The organism is Alteromonas sp. Mac1 (assembly GCF_001562125.1).
In the GTDB taxonomy this organism is placed as follows: domain Bacteria; phylum Pseudomonadota; class Gammaproteobacteria; order Enterobacterales; family Alteromonadaceae; genus Alteromonas; species Alteromonas stellipolaris.
In genome coordinates this window covers 3,133,440-3,155,679 of sequence record NZ_CP013932.1, presented here as the reverse complement: position 1 = coordinate 3,155,679, position 22,240 = coordinate 3,133,440, and the positions used below count along the sequence as shown (strand labels likewise).

Sequence of the window (22,240 nt, the reverse complement as noted above, 5' to 3'; positions counted from 1 at the left end):
TGAGAATTTCACGTGGCTAAAACTATTCAGGCAATTCGCGGAATGAATGATTGCCTGCCGGAAGTATCCGGTACATGGCAGAAAGTAGAATCTGTACTCCGTCAAGTGGTGGCCAGTTATGGCTATCAAGAAATTCGCACGCCCATTGTAGAGAGCACTGACTTGTTCAAGCGCTCTATTGGCGAAGTGACCGACATTGTCGAAAAGGAAATGTATACCTTTGAAGACAGAAACGGTGACAGTTTAACCCTTCGCCCTGAAGGTACTGCCAGCACGGTGCGTGCTGGCAATGAGCATGGATTGTTGTACAACCAACAGCAGCGCTTGTGGTACATGGGGCCAATGTTCCGCCATGAACGTCCGCAAAAAGGGCGTTATCGCCAGTTCCACCAGTTCGGTGTTGAAACCTACGGCCTTGATGGCCCAGATATCGATTTGGAAGTGATTTTATTAAGCGCTCGACTATGGAAAGCGTTTGGTATTGAAAAGCACGTTACGTTGCAAATTAACTCTTTAGGTTCAAACGAAGCCCGTCAGGCCTATCGTGAAACCTTAATTGATTATTTGAAAGAACGCGCAGATAAGCTAGATGAAGAATCACTTCGCCGGTTAGAGTCAAACCCACTTCGCGTTCTTGATAGCAAGAACCCCAATGTGCAAGCGGCTATTGCTGATGCACCATCTTTGCTAGATCATTTAGATGAAGAATCGAAAACCCATTTTGATAATTTATGCGAACGATTAACACAGGCAGGTATTGCCTTTGAAATTAACCCTCGCTTAGTGCGCGGGCTTGATTATTATAATCGCACTGTTTTTGAGTGGGTAACCGAAAGCTTAGGTTCACAAGGAACAGTTTGTGCGGGCGGCCGGTACGATGGATTGGTAGAACAGCTAGGCGGAAAAGCAACGCCAGCTGTAGGTTTTGCCATGGGTATGGAACGTTTAGTACTTTTACTCACTACGTTAAGTGAAGATGCACTAGATTCTAGTAGTGCTGATGTGTATGTTACCGCGATGGGTGATGATGCTCAGGCTTATGCCTTAGAAGTTTCAGAACATCTTCGTGATACATTGCCGAATGTGCGGGTTATGATGCACTGTGGCGGCGGAAACTTTAAAAAACAATTAAAACGCGCTGACAAAACAGGGGCAAGTTTTGCCTTGTTGTTGGGGTCACAAGAAATGCAATCGCGTGAAGTGGCAGTAAAGCCGTTACGTGATGGTCAAGAGCAACAGACAATCGCTTTTGATGCGTTGTCGAGCACGATTGCCGACCTGCTGAACGCATAATAAGAGGAAATCATGGAACAATTCGCAACAGAAGACCAACAAGTAGAAGCGATTAAACGCTTTTGGAAAGAGCATGGTACCGCCATTATTGTAGGTGCAGCATTAGGTTTAGGTGGCCTTTGGGGCTGGCGTTATTACTCTGATACGCAAATGGCATCCAAAGAAGCGGCATCAGTAGAGTACCAAAATGCAGTTGAAACCTATGGTGAAGAAGGTAGCGCAGATAAAATTGCTGCCTTTATTAATGCAAACGAAGACTCAGGCTACGCCAGTATTGCTAGCCTTCTAGCTGCAAAACAAGCGGTTGATGCTGGCGATTTTGACGCCGCTGCATCACACCTAAATCGTGTGGTTACTTTTGCAGAAAATGAAGAATTAAAAGCGCTAGCTGCTATTCGGTTAACGCGAGTACAAATTGAAATGAACCAGCTAGACGCTGCGTTGTCTACGCTAGGCAATATTACGAACGAAGCATTTGCTGCTGAAGTATCTGAACTGAAAGGCGATGTGTATCAGCAACAAAGTAAATTTGATGATGCTCGTTTAGCCTACTCAGGTGCGCTTGAAAAAAATGCCAACAACCCGTTATTGCAAATGAAGTTAGACAACTTAGCCGTTGCGGCGGGCCAATAAGCTGGTACATAAAAATAAAGAGGTAAGCAATTTGTTTCACAATACGTGTGGCCGTAAGGGCCGATTTGCTCGCGTGATGGGCATGGCATTGGCCATCTCTGTAACGCTTTCTGGTTGTTCTACCGTTTCTGATTGGTTTGCAGATGAAGAAGAACTTGAAATTCGCCGTTTGAAACCGATCGATGCGAAGTTTACGCCCTCGGTAAAATGGGACAGAGACATCGGCGATGGTGTAGATCATTACTTCTCTCGCCTTCGTCCAGTATATGCTTACGAAAATCTTTATGCCGCTGATCGCCATGGCAGCGTTGTTGCTATGAACCCAGAGAACGGTGATGTTCTATGGGAACGTAACTTCGCCGTATTTGAAGGTGACGGTTGGTGGGATTCCATAGCACGTCTTTGGCGTAGTGGAGCAAGTGCACGTATTGGCGGCATTTCTGTTGCAGACCGATTATTGTTTGTAGGTACAGAAAACGGTGCAGTAATGGCACTTGACTACGAAACTGGCGAAACCAAGTGGGAAGCATCAATTCCTGGTGAAGTGTTAGCAGCTCCTTCTGCAGACGAAGGTATTCTTGTAGTTAATACTGGCGCGGGTACCTTGTTTGGCTTTGATACGCGTACGGGTGAGCAATTATGGCGACATGAAGGCGATACGCCTCCATTAACCCTTCGTGGCATTTCTGGCCCAGTGGCGGCAAATGGCGGCGCTTTAATTGGAACGCCTACGGGTAAATTGCAAGTTAACTTACTAGAGTCAGGTATTCTTGCTTGGGAAACGGTAATTGCCACGCCAACAGGCGCCACAGAGTTAGAACGAATTGTTGACCTTGATACCACCCCTGTACTTTTTGGCGGTACTATTTATACGGTTTCTTACAATGGTACGCTGGCAGCAGTAGAACTGCGTAGTGGTCGTATTATTTGGAAGCGTGAGTACGGCTCATATCGCAACCTAAGTATTGAAGGGAACAGTATTTTTGTTGTAGATAACAACTCTAATATTTATGCCCTAGACAGACGAAACGGTGTAGAGCTTTGGTCACAAGGTGGCTTAAAGTCTCGCTCTGTTACTGCGGCAACGCCAGTTGGTGAGCATATTGTTGTGGGTGACAACTGGGGCTTCGTTCATTGGATTGAACAAGAGACAGGCCAAATAGTTGCTCGCGTCGATGTAGGTGGCGACGATGAAGACGATGCTATATACGATGCACCATTGAATGTTGACGGTGTGGTAGTGACTATGACCCGTAACGGCGTAGTGGCAGCTATCTCTACGTTATAGCCTGTTCAACAGCATAATTTGTTGGATTGTTAGCCTAATATCTTCTGTTAGGCTGACGCATCATACCTAAACAGGTATAATGCCCAATCACACTCTGACCGCAAGTAAGCTATGCTTACTTGCGGTTTGTGTTTTTTAGCTTTTTTTCCTTTAGGATTTGATACATGTTGCCCGTTGTTGCTTTGGTAGGCCGCCCTAATGTGGGTAAGTCCACCTTGTTTAATCGTTTAACTAATACACGTGATGCGCTGGTCGCTGATTACCCAGGGCTTACCCGCGACCGCAAGTACGGTCAGGCTAAGTTTGAGCAGCGTCAATTCATCGTGGTGGATACCGGTGGTATCACGGGTGACGAAGAAGGTATTGATGCTGAAATGGCGCAGCAGTCTCTTTTAGCCATTGAGGAAGCCGATGTAGTATTACTACTTGTTGATGCTAGAGCAGGATTGTTGCCGGCAGACCAAGGTATTGCTGACCACATTCGCCGGCTTAACAAACAAGTTTTTGTTGTTGCGAATAAAGTCGATGGCATTGATGGCGATAGCGAAAGCGCTGATTTTTACGCGCTGGGCTTAGGAACAGTTAAGCAAATTGCCGCGGCCCACGGGCGTGGTGTAAGCCAATTGCTTCAAGATGCACTAGTGCCACTTGAAGCGTCTTTTCCTGACATGCGCATTGTTGAGGAAACGCAAGAAGAAGAGCTTGATGCGGAAGAGCAACTTAAGCGCCTTCAAGATCAGCCTATTAAGCTGGCCATTGTTGGCAAGCCTAACGTGGGTAAATCTACATTAACGAATCGTATTTTAGGTGAAGAACGGGTTGTCGTTTTTGACCTTCCAGGTACGACCCGCGATAGCGTTTTTATTCCAATGGAACGTGACGAGCGTGAATATATTCTTATTGATACCGCAGGGGTCCGTAAACGTAGAAAAGTGAATGAGGCGGTTGAAAAATTCTCTATCGTTAAAACTTTGCAAGCGATTGATGAAGCCAACGTAGTGCTGATGGTAATAGATGCCCGTGAAGGTATTACCGACCAAGACTTAAGCTTACTCGGCTTCGTGTTAAATTCCGGTCGCTCACTGGTAATTGCAGTGAACAAGTGGGATGGGCTTAGTACTGATATTAAAAACGATATAAAGCGGGAACTCGATCGCCGTCTTGGTTTTATTGACTTTGCACGTTTGCACTTTATCTCTGCAATGCACGGTACCGGTGTGGGTAACTTATTTGAATCAGTACAAGAAGCTTACCTAAGCGCCACTAAGCGTATTAATACCTCTATGCTTACGCAGATTATGGAAATGGCGCAAGATGACCATCAGCCGCCGCTAGTGCGCGGACGCCGGGTTAAAATGAAATATGCCCATGCTGGTGGTTACAATCCGCCTGTGATTGTTATTCACGGTAACCAAGTTGACGATTTACCTACGTCGTACAAACGCTTCTTGATGAACTATTTCCGTAAAGCGCTTCAGGTGATGGGCACACCTATACGCATTGAATTCAGGGAAGGGGCTAACCCGTTTGAAGGCAAAAAGAATAAGCTCACCCTTACTCAAGAGCGTAAGCGAAAACGTTTACTGTCTTATCATAGTAAGAAAAAATAGCCGAGCATTAGCGCAAGCCTGATAACAAAGCGCTTTGTTGTAATAACGAAATGCGGGTTTTGAAACGTACTACTTCACACATATAAAAAGGTCGACGCTATTACAAGCGCCGACCTTTTTTGTTTTAGTGAGCGTATTCTTCACGTGTTTATTTATTATTTACGAAGGGCTTTTTACGGGCTTTTCGCTTAAAAGCTAGTCGCTCAAAGCTAGCCACTAAAAGTTAGTCATCAAAAGTTAGTCGCTAAAAGTTAATCGCCACAAACGCCTAACTTCGAGCTATTCTCTATGAGCCTGTAATAACTCGCTTTTCAAAAAGCCCTATTGGCAGGGGTATTGGCCGTGCCTTCTACTTAAGCATGGCGCGAACTTGCTGCATAAGCATAGATTCTTCAGGCACCGTGATATGAGCAATGAGCTCGTTGGCTAAATCGTCAGAAAAGTCGCTAGGGAAGGTGGTAGCCACTTTCACTATTTTATCATTACGGGTAAATACATAGGTTGTCGCGAAAATAGGATCGTCTACTGGCGAGTCAGCTTTAAGCGCTAGTCGCCACCCATTGGCAAAACCCTTTACATTAAACGCCGATATTGGCTGGGGTTGTGAAAGGATTAAATTGCGCGCGTTAGCGACGTGATCAGCTTTATTCCAATCCTCATCTAATTGCTGATGAAGTAACGCGTCAGTGCGAGCTGAGTTTTCAGTGCTGGTGTCCGCAGTGCTCGCTTTATTACTTGGTGCATTCGTGTCGAGTTTCGCCAAAATGGGGTAAACCGTGACATCCACTAACGCATCTTCAAAGGAAGGATGGGTGTACCTTGTAATCGAGCCTTTGAATGGGTCTGGATACAGCTGAGTATCTAACCTAGTGAAATCACCCAAAGACTCAGGAACGCTCAAATGCTCGGCGTAATCGCTCGCATTCAGCGCACGATATAAAAAGGTTGGGGTAAACAGCCCATTTTCGGTAGCATGCTTGTACCAAGATACCAGCGGTTCTATGGCTTTCTCAGTTGAAGCTTCATTGCTATTTACTTGGCTGGCAATAACCAAAGAATCAATCTCAATGCCTCGCCATTGCAGTGTTAATTCAGTGAAGTGTTTTTCTTTGCTTGGTTCTTTGCTTGGTTCTTCGCTTAGTTCGGCACTTAGCTTTTTATTTGGATTTAAGGTTTCACCTTGCTTAGCCACGTTGGCAATAAGCAGCTCATAGTCTGATTCATTTCCGAAAGGTTTAATCTCAGTGAACCAAGACTTTGTTATCAGTGTGGAGATAAATGCTTCTGGGGCAATAGTATCTTCAATACACTCCTGTATAGCCTCTGTATTGCCACAGGCATCCAAAAGGGTTTCACTGGGGTAAGTAGAAAACACCGCCAGTGAAATTGCTATTGCAGGGTTTTCAGACACAGTCGTCGATGAGGATGACGGTTTAGGCAAAACCGACAACTCAGATAATGCTGCCTGTTGCTGACCATAAACAGCCGGTGCGCATAAAGAAGCTAGGGCAAGTAGTAACCAGAGCGAACGCGAAAAAATAGGAAACAAAAACCAACCTTTATTGATGACGACGAATTTCCACTATTTTACTGGTTATTTCTCCATCAGTCACTCGAGACTTAAGTATATCGTTCTCTTTAACAGTATCTACTGAGGTAACTGCCGTACCGCTCGACATGGTAATACTGTAGCCTCGCGACAATGTAGAAAGCGGACTAACAGACTGTAACAAACCGACTTTTGCAGCAAAAGCTTGTTGTTTACTATTTACTAACTGCTTCATGTTGTTACATAGCGTTTTATGGGTTTGTGCTATGCGCGCTTTCGCTTGATTCACACGCTCCGCTGGGCTTTGTTGCGCCAAGCGATTATTCACATACTCAAACCGTTTATTTTCGATTGCGAGTTTATTATTGATAGCATGGCTTAAACGTAATTGAAGCCTATCGAGGGCTTGCCACTGATTTTGTATTTTGCTTTGCGGATGTACTGACTGCAAACGTTGGTGCCCAAGTTTATGCTGTTGAGCTAAATGACTGAGTTTTTGCAGCATGGCACGGGTTAAGCGTTGCTTATACTGAACTAGGCTCTCACTGAGCGCATTAGTATCTTGGCTCAATATTTCAGCGGCCGCCGATGGTGTAGGGGCGCGTAAATCGGCAACAAAATCAGCAATAGTAAAATCAACTTCATGACCAACGGCGCTAATTAACGGTAATTGTGACTCGGCAATTTCTCTAGCAAGGTTTTCATTGTTAAAACACCATAAGTCTTCTAACGAGCCTCCACCACGGGTTAGCAAAAGTGCATCGACTTCATTTCGTTGATTTGCCGTTCGTAAGGCATTAATAAGCTGAGCTGGCGCGGTTTCACCTTGCACCATAGAAGGGTAAACAATAACTTCAGTTTGGGGGCTACGGCGTTTTAACACACTAAGAACATCGTGCAGTGCTGCACCCGTTGATGAGGTAATAACACCAATGCGATTAATAACCTCTGGCATAGGGCGTTTACGTTCGATGCTGAACAAGCCTTCAGCGTTTAGCTTTGCTTTTAAGGCTTCATAGGCTTGCTGTAGTGCGCCTTCGCCGTCGCTTTCCAAATGTTCTATGACAAGCTGGTAGTCGCCACGTGCTTCGTAAATACCTACAGATGCCCTTACAAGTACCTTATCGCCTTCTTTCGGGCGCTGTTTCACGGTGCGATTGGTATTTTTAAACATAGCAGCGCGCACTTGTGCCTTGTTATCTTTTAACGTGAAATACCAATGACCGGAAGCGGCACTCACAAAATTAGATATTTCAGCGGATAACCATACAAGTCCTACCTCGCTTTCAAGCACGGTTCGAGCAAGCCGATTTAGCTTAGTAACTGTTAAAATTTGTCGCGATGTAGAGGGTGAAGATGTAAACATAAGAAAAAATCGTCTGGTTTAATAAAATAGAGTTTACCTGAAATCTAAAAAACACTACAATTGCGCCGCAATTAACCCTCAACTGAATAGGTGTTGTTGCATGCTACGAATCATCCAAGAAGCCCTGACGTTCGACGATGTGTTGCTGGTTCCCGGCCACTCGACAGTTCTTCCACATACTGCCAAACTTCAAACTCGTCTAACTCGTGGTGTCACGTTAAATATCCCTATGGTATCTGCGGCGATGGACACCGTCTCTGAAGCACGCCTAGCGATTGCACTTGCTCAAGAGGGTGGCATCGGTTTTATTCACAAAAATATGGAACCTGCGCAGCAGGCAAAACATGTTCGTGAAGTGAAAAAATACGAAAGTGGCGTGGTATCAGACCCCGTTACGGTTGCTAAAGATGCCACCATCGGCGAAGTTATTAACCTTTCTAAGCGCCTAGGTTACTCTGGTTTTCCGGTAACCGACCATCAAAATAACCTCATTGGTATCGTTACTGGCCGTGATTTACGTTTTGAAAAACGTCTTGAACTGCCTATTAGCAATGTTATGACAGGTAAAGACGATCTTGTTACTGTTAAAGAAGGTGCAAGTTCAGATCAAGTACTTGATCTTATGCATGAACACCGCATTGAAAAAATTCTTGTGGTAGATGATGCGTTCAAACTTACCGGGCTAATTACGGTTAAAGATTTCCAAAAAGCCGAAAACAAACCAAATGCCTGTAAAGATTCGTTGGGTCGATTACGTGTTGGTGCAGCGGTTAGCGTTGGGCCAGGTACTGATGAGCGCATTCAACTTTTAGTTGAAGCCGGTGTAGATGTTTTACTTATCGACACCTCTCATGGTCATTCGCAAGGCGTTATTGACCGCGTTAAGAAAGTACGTTCCGATTATCCTGATGTACAAATTATTGCGGGTAACGTAGCAACAGGGGATGGTGCAAAAGCACTGGCCGATGCAGGCGTTGATGCAGTCAAAGTTGGGATAGGCCCAGGTTCAATTTGTACTACCCGTATCGTTACCGGTTGTGGTGTACCACAAATTACAGCGGTGTCTGATGCGGTGGATGCGCTTGCAGGTACAGACATTCCGGTTATTGCCGATGGCGGTATTCGTTTCTCTGGTGATATCGCGAAAGCCTTAGCCGCTGGCGCAAGCTGCGTGATGGTGGGTAGCATGTTAGCGGGAACGGAAGAAGCGCCAGGTGAAGTTGAACTTTATCAAGGTCGTTATTTCAAATCGTACCGCGGTATGGGTTCACTAGGCGCAATGAACCAAAATCACGGTTCATCTGACCGTTATTTCCAAGAATCAAACAATGCAGAAAAGCTTGTGCCTGAAGGTATTGAAGGTCGCGTAGCTTATAAAGGGCCTATTGCGAATATCATCCATCAGCAAATGGGCGGGCTACGCTCAGCGATGGGGCTTACCGGCTGTGGCAGTATTGATGAACTTCGCACAAAAGCACAGTTTGTTCGTGTTACCTCTGCAGGTATGGGCGAGTCTCACGTTCATGACGTTAGCATTACTAAAGAAGCACCGAACTACCGCCTAGGCTAGATTCGCGACAAGATATAACCATATACAGCGCATCGTGAGGCGGTTACCTTTCCGCCTCATTGCCGCCTTCGTTCTATTATATAACGGGTAAAAACATGACCACAAATATCCATGACCAACGCATTCTTATTTTAGATTTTGGTTCACAGTACACGCAGCTGATAGCACGCCGTGTACGTGAAATAGGCGTTTATTGTGAGCTTTGGGCTTGGGATGTGACCGAAGAGCAAATTCGAGAATTTAATCCACAAGGTATTATTTTGTCGGGCGGCCCTGAATCGGTGACCGAAGAAAATTCTCCTCGCGCCCCAGAGTACGTGTTCGAAGCTGGCGTGCCTGTTTTTGGTATTTGTTATGGCATGCAAACCATGGCGGCCCAACTGGGTGGCGGTGTTTTAGGCTCTGACAAGCGAGAATTTGGTTACGCACAGGTAGAAATTATTAAACCTACGTCTTTACTCAGCCACATTGAAGATAGCATTGGTGAGAATGGCAATGCACTGCTTGATGTATGGATGAGTCACGGTGATAAAGTTGCCGCAGTACCTGCTGGGTTCGAAACTATCGCGCAAACGGCTTCTTGTCCGCACGCTGCTATGTATAACGAAGAAAAGCAATTTTATGGTGTTCAGTTTCACCCTGAAGTTACCCACACTAAGCAAGGCATGCGTTTGCTAAGCCACTTTGTTATGGATGTGTGTAAATGCGAAAAGTTATGGACTGCTGATGCCATCATTGAAGATGCGATTGCGCGCATTCAACAAAAAGTTGGCGACGACCGCGTTATATTAGGTTTATCGGGTGGTGTCGATTCATCGGTGACTGCCATGCTGCTTCACCGCGCCATTGGTGAAAACCTCACCTGTGTGTTTGTGGATAATGGACTACTTCGCTTGAACGAAGCAGATCAAGTGATGGAAATGTTTGGCGATCATTTCGGTCTCAATATTATTCGTGTTGACGCTGAAGAGCGATTCTTAGGGCGTTTAAAAGATATTGAAGATCCAGAGCTTAAACGTAAAGCTATTGGTAATGAATTTGTCAGAGTGTTCGATGAAGAAGCTGGTAAGCTTGCCAATGCGAAATGGTTAGCCCAAGGCACTATCTACCCAGATGTTATTGAATCTGCAGGTTCTGCAACAGGTAAAGCCCATGTGATTAAGTCTCACCACAATGTGGGCGGCTTGCCAGAAGACATGGCACTAGGTTTAGTTGAGCCACTGCGTGAATTGTTTAAAGATGAAGTGCGTAAAATTGGCCTTGAGCTAGGTTTACCGTACGACATGCTCTATCGTCACCCATTCCCAGGGCCTGGTTTAGGTGTACGTGTTCTAGGTGAAGTGAAAAAAGAGTATTGCGACTTACTACGTCGCGCAGACGCTATTTTCATTGAAGAATTGTACAACGCCGATTTATACCAGAAAGTAAGCCAAGCCTTTACCGTATTCTTGCCTGTACGCTCTGTGGGCGTAATGGGCGATGCCCGTAAATACGATTGGGTTGTGTCACTTCGCGCGGTAGAAACTATCGACTTTATGACGGCACATTGGGCGCATTTACCTTATGACTTTTTAGGTAAAGTATCGAACCGTATCATCAACGAAATCGATGGTATCTCCCGTGTTGTTTACGATATATCGGGTAAACCGCCAGCGACGATTGAATGGGAATAAGAATATCGTAGCTTAATTATTGTGCGCTTAAAGGCTTAGTAAATGTGTTTTACCCTAAATTGCGTTAAAAGCGAAGAGGCTTTTTAAGCGCAAAAGCGCACAATTTTTTGATAGTAGTATTAAAATACCAGTGTCAATTTTTCTATCGTTAAGTGAAAATAAAGCATAATAATACTAATCCCTCTAGATAACGTCTTCACTATTACCGCAACGTTATAGATGTCGACTGAGTAGGGGAAAGAGCAGCTATTTCCTAAAGGGACTTTATTTTGCAATATCGCTCCGAGATTGATGGCTTAAGAGCATTAGCCGTATTACCTGTCATTCTATTTCATGCCGGGTTCAAATTCTTTGCCGGTGGATTCGTCGGAGTCGATGTTTTCTTTGTTATAAGTGGCTATTTGATTACCTCTATTCTCATCGTAGAAATAGAGCGTGAAAAATTCAGCCTAGTTAATTTTTACGAACGTCGCGCTAGAAGAATATTACCTGCACTCGTATTTGTTATTGTCTTATGTATCCCTATTGCATGGTTGACCATGACAGTAGACAGTTTTAAAGAGTTTTCCCATAGTATTGTTGCCGTTAGTCTTTTCGCATCCAATATTCTTTTTTGGCGAGAGAGCGGCTACTTTGAAGCTGCTGCTGAAGAGAAACCTTTACTTCATACATGGAGTTTAGCGGTAGAAGAACAGTATTATCTAATATTTCCTTTGTTACTTATGTTTGCATGGCGACAAGGTTTTAAAAGGGAACGGCTTTTTTGGCTGATAGCATTTATTGCCGCGCTGAGTCTGCTGGCATGTGAGTGGGGCTCTCGAAACAGTCCAAGTGCAAATTTTTATCTCGCTCCATTTCGTGGTTGGGAATTGTTAGCTGGCTCTCTAGCCGCTTTTACTGTTCAGAAACATGGTGTGAGATCTAACAATATAGCGGCATCTATCGGCCTTCTAATGGTGCTTTATGCTACATTTTTCTTCGATAGCTTCGTGCCATTTCCTAGTTTTTATACGTTAGTGCCCGTGTTTGGTGTGGTGTTAATCGTTTTATTTGCCGATAGTAAAACATTAGTTGGCCGCTTGCTTAGCCTTAGACTATTCGTAGGAATAGGCTTAATCAGCTATTCAGCCTACCTTTGGCATCAGCCTATCTTCGCCTTTACCAGAATACTTTCAGTGGAAGAGCCTTCCCATGATTTGATGCTATCCCTTAGCATGTTAACTATGTTGTTGGCCTATGGAAGTTGGAAGTATGTAGAAACCCCCTTTAGATTCAAGGATAAAATAAATCGTAAAACGATATTTACGTATTCTTGCGTATCATTAATAGGTTTTATAGTGATTGGTTCTAGTAGTGCAATTTTTTCCCAAAAGCTGAACCCTGGTAACTTTAACCCGCTAAACAGTTTTCAAATTTCAGAGGCATCGCGGAGTAATACACTATTAAGAGAAGAATCTTGGGGGTTGGTGCGACAATATAACGAAAATGAGTTGTGGTTTGACTTAGATAATAACTATGAGAACGCATTGATTATAGGAAATTCTCATTCCAAGGATTTATATAACGTTCTGTTACATTCGAAGTATAACGGCTCCGAATTTTCTTTTGCTCGTTATGGGAGTGAAATTAGTGATATCAATAAGAATTTTTCTGAGCTTTCGGGCGTACCAAACTTCAAACACGCTGATACTATAATTATAGCTTCTAGATATGACCTAGAGGATGTAGCTTCTTTAAATCAAGTTATAGAAAAATTTATAGAAGCTGGGAAAGAAATTATTGTAGTGAATAATATCCACGAATTCCCTGAATACAGAACACGTAATTGGACACTTGCAGACTTTATTGCTTATGTCGTCAGAGATGATAAGTCGTACGCCGATGATGAGGTTCTCGTAAACCATATCAATTCAGCTTATTTCAATGCCTACAGTGGTAATAAAACAACTACAAGAGTGGACTTCACTGGAACAGTGAGTGAAATTAACGAATCGCTCGCCCTTATCGTGAAAGGGTTTCCTAATGTTACGCTGCTGGATAGGATGGACTATATTTGTCAATCTGAGTTGAAACTGTGTTCTGGAGTAAATGAATCGTTAGAAAAGCTATTTTACGATTATGGGCATCACACGTTAGAAGGGGCAAGATACTTTGGTGCAGAGGTTAGCCGTATAAACTGGTTGGAACCCTAGTTGTTAGCGCCCTTTTATTGTCAGATATGAAAGTTTCAAAACTTGCTGTTAGCTCTATAATTATTACGTATTAACGAATAGGTAAAGGTATTCAGAGTTATACCTTTTCTGTAACGTTTCTGTCATTAACATATCATTTAATGGCGGCGTTTCACGATTTTCGCATTTTTATTAGACTAAAGGTTAACCGCTGTGTTCAATTATACCAGTATCAGTCGATTGGTAATTACCCCTGTGCTTGCGAGCTTATGTTTATTGGTTTTTCTAAACGCCGCATCCATCTATAAATCTTTCTCGCTGTTAAGCAGTTTCGAATCACTAGAGCATACACTTGTTCAGGCGGAGCGTGACGTTAACGCAACCTTAAATACCTTCAAAACCCAAGTACAGGAGTGGAAAAATACACTGCTGAGAGGACACAACAACGACGATCGTGAAAAGTACTGGTCTCGTTTTCAAAAACGCGAAGCCGAGATAAAGCAACAATTTAGCCAAATGCTAGCGAACCCTGTAGTAAGTGATAAAGCCAAAGCGGATATTCGAAAATTCCAAACAGCGCACGCCTATATGGCCGAAAAGTATAGAGAAGGTTATGCGGCTTTTATCGCATCGGGCTTTGACCCGAAAGTAGGGGATAGCTATGTTCGTGGTATCGACCGAGAGCCAGCAAAACTACTTGAAAGTATTGCCGATGAAATAGCGAATCAATCTGCACTCGCCATCACCGACTTAAAGGACGGTACGCGCAGGATGTTATGGCTAATTCTGTTTGCTGCTATTGTGCTATCACTGCTATCTGTAGTTTATGTAATTAGTCGTCTTCGCTCCCAAGTGATTAATCCTACTCGTGAAGTAGCCGCGTGTATTTCTAACCTCGCTACTAGTCAATACGATTACCCGCTGACTTACTCAAGTGGACACGAGCTAGGCATTTTGGCTGATTCTGCCAGAGCATTACAAAGCAAATTAAAAAGCTCGGTTACCCAGTTGCATCAAACTGAATTAGAAATGGAACGTGCTTTCATTGCCCTTGGCGATGTGGGGCAATCAATCATGGATGGCGCGGTAGAGCAGCGCGATGCTTCACTTTCGTTAGATGCCACCACTGATAAATTAAAAGGCATAGTGCAGAACTTGGTTGCGATTACCGACCAAGTGGCTGTGGCTACCAGAAATTCAGAAGAGAACGTAGCGAGTTGCTATTCAACTTTTGAGCGAGCGAATGCAGGGTTTAAGCAACTAGCAAAAACAGTAACAGAGTCGAGCGATATTGTAAGCGACCTACAAAGCCGCAGTAAAAATATTCTCAAAGTGGTTAATGTGATTAACGAAATTGCCGATCAAACCAACTTATTAGCACTGAATGCTGCCATTGAAGCCGCTCGGGCAGGCGAGCATGGCAGAGGCTTTGCCGTGGTAGCAGATGAAGTGCGGGCGTTGGCAGCGAAGACACAGCAATCGACGAAAGAGATAAACGATATTCTTAGTAGTTTTGAAGCCGAAGCCCGTGGAGCCGTGTTGGCCATGGAAGAAGGTAAGCAGCTCTCAGACAGCAATGCGGCTGAAGCTGCTATTGCATTACAAACCCTGAATAACGTGGTTGATGATATTAAGGAAACGGCAAGCGTTGTGGTTGCCCTTAATGAAGCAGCTGACGAGCAAGAGGCAGTGTTGTCGCAGGTGGAAAGTATTATTGCGAATGTGGTGGCATCGTCAGATCGCTTTCATAAATTGGCGCAACGTGATGACATGGCAGAGTCGATGAAGAGTATGTCAGTTAACGTAGAAAAAGTGGTGAGCAGTTTAACCCGGTAATCTATGACATTGCGTATAATGAAACGGAGCCATAGGCTCCGTTTTTTTAAAATCCCACTGGGGGCTTTCTCCGCAAATAAACAAGGTAATGATTGAAACGTTATGATCCCACTGGTATTTCATCCTATTTATAGCCAACTCAGCTTACCTGAACGTCATCGCTTCCCCATCGATAAATACCAAGGCATTCGAAATGCGTTATCGGCTCACGGTGTCGCTGATAGTGTGTTTCACACACCTTCACCGTTTGCGGTAACAGAGTTGGAGTCTCACTTTGACAAAGACTATGTTCAGCAGTTAACAAGCGGCACATTAGATAAAAAAGCTATGCGTCGTATCGGCTTTCCTTGGTCAGATCAACTAATCGAACGTACGCTAACCGCAGTGGCTGGCACCTGTTTAACTGCCCAATTGGCTATAAAGCATGGTAAGGCGTTAAATTTAACCGGTGGCTACCATCATGCCTTCTCAGATTTTGGATCAGGGTTTTGCTTATTTAACGATTTATTTCTTGCCGCTAAAGCGATGCAAAAATGTGAAGGCATAGACAATGTTTTGATTATCGACTTTGACGTCCATCAGGGTGACGGTACCGCTAAGCTTGCCCAATACGATAATAGTATTTTCACCGTGTCAGTTCATGGTGAGAAGAACTTTCCGTATCGAAAGCAGCATTCAAATATCGATATAGGCATGGTGAAGGGCTGTGAAGACGACGAATATTTAAATGCGGTACAAGAAACTCTCACCATGGTGGCCATGCAATTTCAAGCAGATGCCATTATTTATGATGCTGGCGTAGATATTCATATTAATGACGACTTGGGTTTATTAAATATCACAACCGAAGGCGTTAGTGCTCGAGATGATATGGTTTTTGCGTTTGCTGAACGTATGGGAGTACCCATTGCGGCGGTTATCGGTGGTGGTTATCAGCGCGACATAGATGCGTTAGTGGATGTTCATTTGCAATTGTATAAAGCTGCTGGTGTTATTTGAATAAGAGGCCCATCAAATAAGGCCTCTTATTGATTTAATACTTATAGGAAAAGTAGCTGGAAGCCTAAGCCCACACGCTCTTGAGAGCGGTTATAATCAATCAGTGAGTCGCCATAGCCGTTAAAGTACTGAAACAGTAATTCATAACGGTCGGTGAGTGGATAAGTTAAATCAACCTGTATACTACCTCGGTTATTCCCTAAGTTAAGGTTATTGCGAAGCAATGCCATTACTTTGAAATTACCAAGCTTTCGCCCGTAACCAAATTCCATACGACCATAATAGTTTTCGATATCAGGGTTATCATCACCGGTAGGGTCGAGCAGGTCTTCTTTTTCATCTTCTGGAATACGATACCAAGTTTTTAAATAATAAATATCATCTTGGTCACTAAATACAACAGAGGCGAAAATACGGTTCCAACTTCTAGAGCTAAGGCCACTCTGTCCATTAGACATATGATTAAACCCTACTTGAAAGGTATTAAACTTATACCCTAAAACAGAATAGTCTGCCGTTTCTTGCCAAAATATCTCTGGCTCATAATTGGTTTCTCTAAAGGGTTTAGACACTTCGCTGTTGTATAGTTGCCAAAACGAAGTAAGGGTAAAACCAAGGTAAACGCCGTCAAACCCAGTGTCTTCCAAATAAAGAGGCAGCTTTACGCTAACCTGAAATTTGGCTTCTTTTTTATCGACATTCTCTTCTGTGAGTTCATCATTACCGTTTGAGTTTGGATTGGTAATGTAAGTCATAGGAAGTAAATAGTTTTGTCTATGTTGTGTAATAGCAAAAACGTTATCAATTGCTTCCTTGTCACCTTCCAAGCGATTATCGAGCGCACTTTCAGTTGTGGTATCTCGTTTAATGATATCAATAACTTCAATATCACTCTCTTGTTCATCTTGCGCATTTTCTTGGGCAAGAGCATTTATGCTGCACAGACTGACTGCAGCCAATATTAAAAATGGCTTAAACACTGACACTGGTGGTGTTCTCCGTTAGGTAAGTCGTTGTTTTTTTATAAATTATTTTAATTAGTGAAATCCAGTGACTGGCCTTCCGCTGATGCAAATATTTTCAGGCTCGACTCTGCAATTGTGATGTAATCCATGCAGTGTTCAACCACCTTATCAATATCCTCATCTGTGCGATCTGGATCATGGCTATATAGCGCTAATTTTTTTGAATTACTCGCTATAGCAAGCTTTACGGCTTCTTCAGCAACTGAATGACCCCAGCCTGTTTTAGCAGGCATATCTGACATCATATATTGTGCATCATGGATAATAACGTCTGCGTTTCTAGCAAAATCGACAAACGTTAGAAAGTCAGTTTCTTTTTTATACGGCGGGTAGAGTTCGTTGTCAGTAATGTAGGCAATTTTAGTGCCTTTTTCTTCAATACTATAGGCGCTACCCTTGCCAGGGTGATTAATAGGTATTCGGCGAATGGTAGCAGAACCAATTTCCCAAATATCTTGCTCTGGCGGAATAATGGTTAAATGGAGCTTTGACTGTAACGCACTGACAGGGACAGGAAACGTTGAGCCTTGCATTTGTTTTAAAATTTGATCGTGCTCGGGTAAGGTCGTTTGCCCTGGATAAATATAGATATCTCTATCTTTTTGAAAGATAGGGCTAAAGAATGGAAAACCTTGTATGTGATCCCAGTGATTATGGCTGAGCAATAAGTGAATAGGGGTATCTTTGCTGCGAAGTTTATTCCCCAACAGCCTGATACCCGTTCCAGAATCAAGCACAATATCTGTGCCATCGGCTAATTCAATATGAACGCATGCGGTATTACCACCATAGCGTGCGTAGGCTTTTCCAGGAGTAGGAATAGAGCCTCTCACGCCGTAAAATGTTAACCGCATATGTTCACCGTTTTTATTCTTTTAGCTAACCGCTATTGCCGTTATCGCAAAGCTATACACAAAATTAAATGCAAGATTACTAATATTTATCTTTCAATGATAGACAATGTTAAAGACTAACAACAAAGTCTTTTGCCGAATCTAAATCTAGTAACTGCTTTTCACCTGTACGGCGGTTTTTGTACTCAATTTGTTGATTGTCGAGGTTTCTCTCACCGATAACAATACTATGAGGTATGCCAATTAATTCCATATCGTTAAACATAACACCTGGGCGTTCTTTACGATCGTCAAATAATACGTCTATACCCAACGCAATTAGTTGTTCGTAAAGTGCCTCAGCCGCTTCTTTAATACGGTGAGACTTATGCATATTCATTGGTATTAATGCAATTTTGAAAGGCGCGATTGGATCAGGCCACATAATGCCGTATTTATCATGGTTTTGTTCAATAGCTGCCGCAACAATACGTGAAACGCCAATTCCATAGCATCCCATGGTTAGGGTTTGATGCTTGCCCGTTTCGCTTAGTACACCACAATTCATCGCTTCTGAGTATTTGCTACCCAATTGGAAAATGTGGCCTACTTCAATACCGCGCTTTATTTCAATAGTACCATTGCCGTCAGGTGAAGCATCACCCGCCACAATGTTACGTAAATCTGCTGTTTGTAAATCGACAGTCCAGTTTGCATTTTTCGTGATTTGGCCGTTTTCGCCGGCACCACATATGAAATCGGCAAGTGCAGCGGCACTAAAATCCACATGCATTGGCAATGTAATATCATTAGGGTTAATGAAAGCAGGGTGAGCGCCTAAAATTTCAGTGGCTTTTTCTTCACTTGCTATAACAAGCGGACTGGCTACGCCAGCTACTTTTTCAGCTTTAATATCGTTAAGCGCGTGTTCTGCGCGCAATACTAATACTACCCATTGTTCAGTTGTATTTTCTTCTACTGTTTCGCCTTTAACAACATAAATGCTAAGCGCGCTATCTGAATCTTTGCCACTTACTACTTCAGCTGCTGCGCCTGAAGCTTGTTGTTTTTCTGGCATTGCCGTTGCAGCCATTTCAACGTTTGCGGCGTAGTCGCTGTCACTCGCAAAGGCAATTGCATCTTCACCAGACTCGGCAAGTACGTGGAACTCATGGGAATGGTTTCCACCAATTGATCCCGAGTCGGCAATAACAGCACGGTAGTCTAAGCCCATGCGATTAAAGATATTGCCATAGGCTTCATACATTGTTTGGTACGTTTTATCTAAACACGTATCGTCTAAGTGGAAGCTGTAAGCATCTTTCATGGTGAATTCACGACCACGCATAATGCCAAAACGAGGACGTACTTCATCACGGAATTTAGTTTGGATTTGATAAAGATTGATAGGCAGTTGTTTGTAACTACTGATTTCGTTTCTAACTAACGATGTGATCACTTCTTCATGTGTAGGACCTAGCACGAAGTCTCGCTGGTGGCGGTCTTTAATGCGCAGTAATTCTGGGCCGTATTCTTCCCAACGACCAGACTCTTCCCACAAGTCAGCAGGTTGAACTACGGGCATTAACACTTCTACACCGCCTGCTTTGTTCATTTCTTCACGAACGATGTTTGCCACTTTATTCAGTACGCGAAGCCCGGTAGGCAACCATGTGTAAAGGCCTGATGCCAGTTTTCTTATCATACCAGCACGTAACATTAACTGGTGGCTGATAACCTCAGCGTCGGCCGGAGTTTCTTTCTGCGTGGCAAGTAAATATTGACTAGTGCGCATTCGAAGCGGTCTTCCTATAACTATGAAAAATACAATTGAGCGTATTCTAATTAACTGTGAGCAATAGTGCTACAACCACGTGCGTCTAAAGCGCGTTAATCCCAACGACGTCGACAACACCACTTTTTACCGTGAAGGCAAAATCATAGTTATACAGTGTAGTATGGTAAGTTTTTTCATCATTGCTTAGTTTATGACGATAAGCGGGACGGGGATCTTGAGCCAGCACTGCATTTAGTAATGTGGGCAGATCGGGGTGCTGTGCCGCGGCTTCTAGCAACAAGTTTTGCACGAGAGGGTTAATTGTCACATCAAGGTTGGGGATAGGGGCGGCATGTGTCAGTTCAGCCATGCTATCTGATGCATGGGGAAGCGCATCGGCATAGGGCAAATAAGGTTTAATATCGATAATGGGCGTGCCATCTAATAAATCTACCCCTTCGACATTCAAGGTAAGCTTTCCATCCACAGTTTCAGAACCTAAATTTTTCACTGCCGACATGCCTATACCATTTGGGCGATGTGTGCTTCTAGAGGCAAACACCCCAAGCGTTGCATTTCCACCTAAACGAGGGGCTTTAACCGAAGGTTTCCAGCCTTTGTCTAAATTCTCATGGAATAGAAAGAGTAGCCATACATGACTAAATACTTCTAAACCTTTAAAGACACGAGGGTCATCAAAGTCCGGCGCTAACACGACTTGTCCCCTCGCCTTGGCTAAATTAGGTTGTCGGGGAATGGCAAACTTTTGTTTAAACGGTGTTTGTATATGGCCGATGGCACAAAGGGGGAACTGATTAAGGGGCATTACCGTAAAATCCCATTTGCATAGCGCACTGTCATAAAATTCTCACATAGTTTACGTAGAGTACGGGTTCAAGTTTAAAACCTTGAACCAATTACGGACATCTGGGGCGGCCGTATTTGGCATCCCTGGACCCAATCAAACCCTTTGGCCTGTATTTTTACAGGCCGTTTTTATTTTTAGCGCATCGCATCTCATTCAATGCTTTTTCAAAATAAGGGCAGCCTAGTTCATTAGCTTTGGCAATATTGTGCGTGTAAATTTTCTCTGCATCATCTTCGTTTTTCATATAGCGGGCAATATCACGCTCGCGAATTAAATGAAGTAAAGGGTAGGGAGAGCGGTTGGTATAATTTGCTACGCTGTCTTTCGCTTCGCCATCAAACTGGTAGTCAGGATGAAAACTGGCAAGTTGATACACGCCCGTATACCCCCAATCAGATAGCATACGTTCACATATCGCCAATACATCTAGGTAGTCATCAAAGGAAGCTGTAGACGATGAGGGCGCAATAATGAGGGTAGTGGCAATATCGTCTTGTTCGTCTAAACGTTTACACTCATCGAAAAGCGAGGCAATAACATCGCCAGCATCCCCATTAACCACGACACAGTGAATTTGGCTAGGTTGGCGTACGAAACCGGCAAAGGGGCAAAAGTTGTGGTTGATGACAATGTCATCAACCCAACGCATTGTGGCTTCTATAAGATGTGTATCGTTCACGATTTCAACTTAAGAGTGGTATTTAACGTAAGCTTCTAAGGTATTTTCTATTAAGCTAGCGACTGTCATGGGGCCCACACCACCAGGCACTGGGGTAATCCATCCTGCACGTTGTTTGGCAGGCTCAAAATCCACGTCACCAACTAATGAACCATCACTCACACGGTTAATACCTACATCGATAACAATAGCGCCAGGCTTAATCCAGTCGCCAGGAATAAAGTTTGGTTTACCTACCGCAACCACAAGAAGGTCTGCACGACTGACATGGGCTTTTAAATCTTGTGTAAATTTATGACAAGTAGTAACCGTACAACCAGCAAGCAATAATTCTAAGCTCATTGGGCGGCCCACAATATTAGAGGCTCCCACAATCACAGCGTCTAGTCCTTTCACTGGTCGCTTAGTGGCCTCAATCATGGTCATGATACCTTTCGGAGTACAGGGGCGAAGCGCTGGAATACGTTGTGCCAATCTACCTATATTATAAGGATGAAAACCATCTACATCTTTATGGGGGTGAATGCGCTCTAATACTTTTTCTGCATTCAAACCGGCAGGTAAGGGCAACTGCACTAAAATACCGTCTATTTCCTTGTCGTCATTTAATTGGTCAACAAGTGCTAACAATTCGCTTTCTGTAGTATCGGCGGGTAAATCAAAAGAGCGAGATACAAACCCCACTTCATCACACGCTTTTCGTTTGTTAGAAACATAGACTTGTGAGGCGGCATCGCTGCCGACTAACACAACGGCTAATCCAGGTTGACGTTTCTTCGCGTCAATAAGTGAATCTACATAAGAAGCAACGTGCTGGCGAACTTGTTTGGCAATTAATTTGCCGTCAATTAAATGAGCTGTCATAGAAGTGATTATAATGTGTGGTCATTAAGTGCTAATTATTGTTTCATAAAACAGCATGTGGCGACCAGTAGAAACACACAAATACTGTAAATCGCAAAAAGTTTAAAAAGATTTGCGCTTATATAAGGTAAATTTCGATAAATAATAAAAATGTCTACCATGAGTAAACTCGTGTTCTACCTTCGGGATTGGATTAAATAATAGGT

The 22,240-nt window shown here is 43.5% G+C and carries 17 protein-coding genes; 9 read left to right on the top strand and 8 right to left on the bottom strand.

From position 1 onward, the window contains the following. Positions 1-12 precede the first annotated feature (12 nt). From hisS to der, 4 genes are all read left to right on the top strand, one after another. The gene (gene hisS, locus AV939_RS13500; RefSeq protein WP_082604871.1) at positions 13-1,293 is read left to right on the top strand and encodes a histidine--tRNA ligase; all 1,281 of its coding nucleotides are present in this window, start codon (positions 13-15) and stop codon (positions 1,291-1,293) included. A 12-nt stretch (positions 1,294-1,305) separates the two neighbouring features. Then, positions 1,306-1,926: a YfgM family protein gene (locus AV939_RS13495; RefSeq protein ID WP_057790597.1), complete on the top strand. Its 621-nt coding sequence runs from the start codon at positions 1,306-1,308 to the stop codon at positions 1,924-1,926. A 31-nt stretch (positions 1,927-1,957) separates the two neighbouring features. Further along, the gene (gene bamB / locus AV939_RS13490) at positions 1,958-3,214 is read left to right on the top strand and encodes an outer membrane protein assembly factor BamB (RefSeq protein ID WP_082604872.1); all 1,257 of its coding nucleotides are present in this window, start codon (positions 1,958-1,960) and stop codon (positions 3,212-3,214) included. A gap of 164 nt (positions 3,215-3,378) precedes the next feature. Beyond that, positions 3,379-4,824 carry a ribosome biogenesis GTPase Der gene (gene der / locus AV939_RS13485; RefSeq protein WP_057790599.1) on the top strand — a complete coding sequence of 482 codons (1,446 nt, stop codon included), beginning with the start codon at positions 3,379-3,381 and terminating at the stop codon, positions 4,822-4,824. A gap of 349 nt (positions 4,825-5,173) precedes the next feature. Here der and AV939_RS13480 read toward each other — a convergent pair whose 3' ends face one another. Together AV939_RS13480 and xseA are read right to left on the bottom strand one after the other, a co-directional pair. After that, the gene (locus AV939_RS13480; protein WP_057790601.1) at positions 5,174-6,373 is read right to left on the bottom strand and encodes a hypothetical protein; all 1,200 of its coding nucleotides are present in this window, start codon (positions 6,371-6,373) and stop codon (positions 5,174-5,176) included. Positions 6,374-6,383: 10 nt separating this feature from the next. Further along, positions 6,384-7,739, bottom strand: a complete 1,356-nt coding sequence (gene xseA, locus AV939_RS13475) for an exodeoxyribonuclease VII large subunit (RefSeq protein WP_057790603.1) — start codon at positions 7,737-7,739, stop codon at positions 6,384-6,386. 100 nt (positions 7,740-7,839) lie between these two features. Between xseA and guaB the strand changes: the two genes are divergently transcribed. From guaB to AV939_RS13450, 5 genes are all read left to right on the top strand, one after another. After that, positions 7,840-9,309: an IMP dehydrogenase gene (gene guaB / locus AV939_RS13470; protein ID WP_057790605.1), complete on the top strand. Its 1,470-nt coding sequence runs from the start codon at positions 7,840-7,842 to the stop codon at positions 9,307-9,309. A 95-nt stretch (positions 9,310-9,404) separates the two neighbouring features. Further along, positions 9,405-10,982: a glutamine-hydrolyzing GMP synthase gene (guaA, locus tag AV939_RS13465; protein WP_057790607.1), complete on the top strand. Its 1,578-nt coding sequence runs from the start codon at positions 9,405-9,407 to the stop codon at positions 10,980-10,982. 269 nt (positions 10,983-11,251) lie between these two features. Then, the gene (locus AV939_RS20045) at positions 11,252-13,174 is read left to right on the top strand and encodes an acyltransferase family protein (protein WP_063456891.1); all 1,923 of its coding nucleotides are present in this window, start codon (positions 11,252-11,254) and stop codon (positions 13,172-13,174) included. 192 nt (positions 13,175-13,366) lie between these two features. Next, complete coding sequence (locus AV939_RS13455) at positions 13,367-14,989, top strand: methyl-accepting chemotaxis protein (protein WP_057790609.1); 1,623 nt, start codon at positions 13,367-13,369, stop codon at positions 14,987-14,989. 102 nt (positions 14,990-15,091) lie between these two features. Beyond that, positions 15,092-15,988, top strand: a complete 897-nt coding sequence (locus AV939_RS13450) for a histone deacetylase family protein (protein WP_057790611.1) — start codon at positions 15,092-15,094, stop codon at positions 15,986-15,988. A gap of 41 nt (positions 15,989-16,029) precedes the next feature. On the opposite strand, the gene AV939_RS13445 is transcribed toward AV939_RS13450, so the two are convergent. The 6 genes from AV939_RS13445 to folD all read right to left on the bottom strand — a co-directional run bounded on the left by AV939_RS13445 (position 16,030) and on the right by folD (position 22,034). After that, entirely contained in the window at positions 16,030-16,974 is a 945-nt protein-coding gene (locus tag AV939_RS13445; protein WP_057790613.1) for a phospholipase A, read from the bottom strand. Between the two features lie 47 nt (positions 16,975-17,021). After that, positions 17,022-17,867 carry an MBL fold metallo-hydrolase gene (locus AV939_RS13440; protein ID WP_057790615.1) on the bottom strand — a complete coding sequence of 282 codons (846 nt, stop codon included), beginning with the start codon at positions 17,865-17,867 and terminating at the stop codon, positions 17,022-17,024. Between the two features lie 109 nt (positions 17,868-17,976). After that, the gene (locus AV939_RS13435; RefSeq protein ID WP_057790617.1) at positions 17,977-19,641 is read right to left on the bottom strand and encodes a proline--tRNA ligase; all 1,665 of its coding nucleotides are present in this window, start codon (positions 19,639-19,641) and stop codon (positions 17,977-17,979) included. A gap of 85 nt (positions 19,642-19,726) precedes the next feature. Further along, positions 19,727-20,449, bottom strand: a complete 723-nt coding sequence (gene tsaA, locus AV939_RS13430; RefSeq protein WP_057790619.1) for a tRNA (N6-threonylcarbamoyladenosine(37)-N6)-methyltransferase TrmO — start codon at positions 20,447-20,449, stop codon at positions 19,727-19,729. Positions 20,450-20,606: 157 nt separating this feature from the next. Further along, the gene (locus AV939_RS13425; RefSeq protein WP_171008983.1) at positions 20,607-21,170 is read right to left on the bottom strand and encodes a DUF1415 domain-containing protein; all 564 of its coding nucleotides are present in this window, start codon (positions 21,168-21,170) and stop codon (positions 20,607-20,609) included. Between the two features lie 9 nt (positions 21,171-21,179). Then, positions 21,180-22,034, bottom strand: coding sequence for a bifunctional methylenetetrahydrofolate dehydrogenase/methenyltetrahydrofolate cyclohydrolase FolD (gene folD / locus AV939_RS13420; RefSeq protein ID WP_057790623.1), 855 nt, complete (start codon positions 22,032-22,034; stop codon positions 21,180-21,182). Positions 22,035-22,240 lie beyond the last annotated feature (206 nt).

What these genes read in the sequence shown, in the direction of transcription:
- AV939_RS13495 (WP_057790597.1), top strand. Translation starts at nt 1,306, where the DNA reads ATGGAACAATTCGCAACAGAAGACCAACAAGTAGAAGCGATTAAACGC.
- der (WP_057790599.1), top strand. Translation starts at nt 3,379, where the DNA reads ATGTTGCCCGTTGTTGCTTTGGTAGGCCGCCCTAATGTGGGTAAGTCC.
- xseA (WP_057790603.1), bottom strand. Translation starts at nt 7,739, where the DNA reads ATGTTTACATCTTCACCCTCTACATCGCGACAAATTTTAACAGTTACT.
- guaB (WP_057790605.1), top strand. Translation starts at nt 7,840, where the DNA reads ATGCTACGAATCATCCAAGAAGCCCTGACGTTCGACGATGTGTTGCTG.
- guaA (WP_057790607.1), top strand. Translation starts at nt 9,405, where the DNA reads ATGACCACAAATATCCATGACCAACGCATTCTTATTTTAGATTTTGGT.
- AV939_RS13450 (WP_057790611.1), top strand. Translation starts at nt 15,092, where the DNA reads ATGATCCCACTGGTATTTCATCCTATTTATAGCCAACTCAGCTTACCT.
- AV939_RS13440 (WP_057790615.1), bottom strand. Translation starts at nt 17,867, where the DNA reads ATGCGGTTAACATTTTACGGCGTGAGAGGCTCTATTCCTACTCCTGGA.
- AV939_RS13435 (WP_057790617.1), bottom strand. Translation starts at nt 19,641, where the DNA reads ATGCGCACTAGTCAATATTTACTTGCCACGCAGAAAGAAACTCCGGCC.
- tsaA (WP_057790619.1), bottom strand. Translation starts at nt 20,449, where the DNA reads ATGCCCCTTAATCAGTTCCCCCTTTGTGCCATCGGCCATATACAAACA.
- folD (WP_057790623.1), bottom strand. Translation starts at nt 22,034, where the DNA reads ATGACAGCTCATTTAATTGACGGCAAATTAATTGCCAAACAAGTTCGC.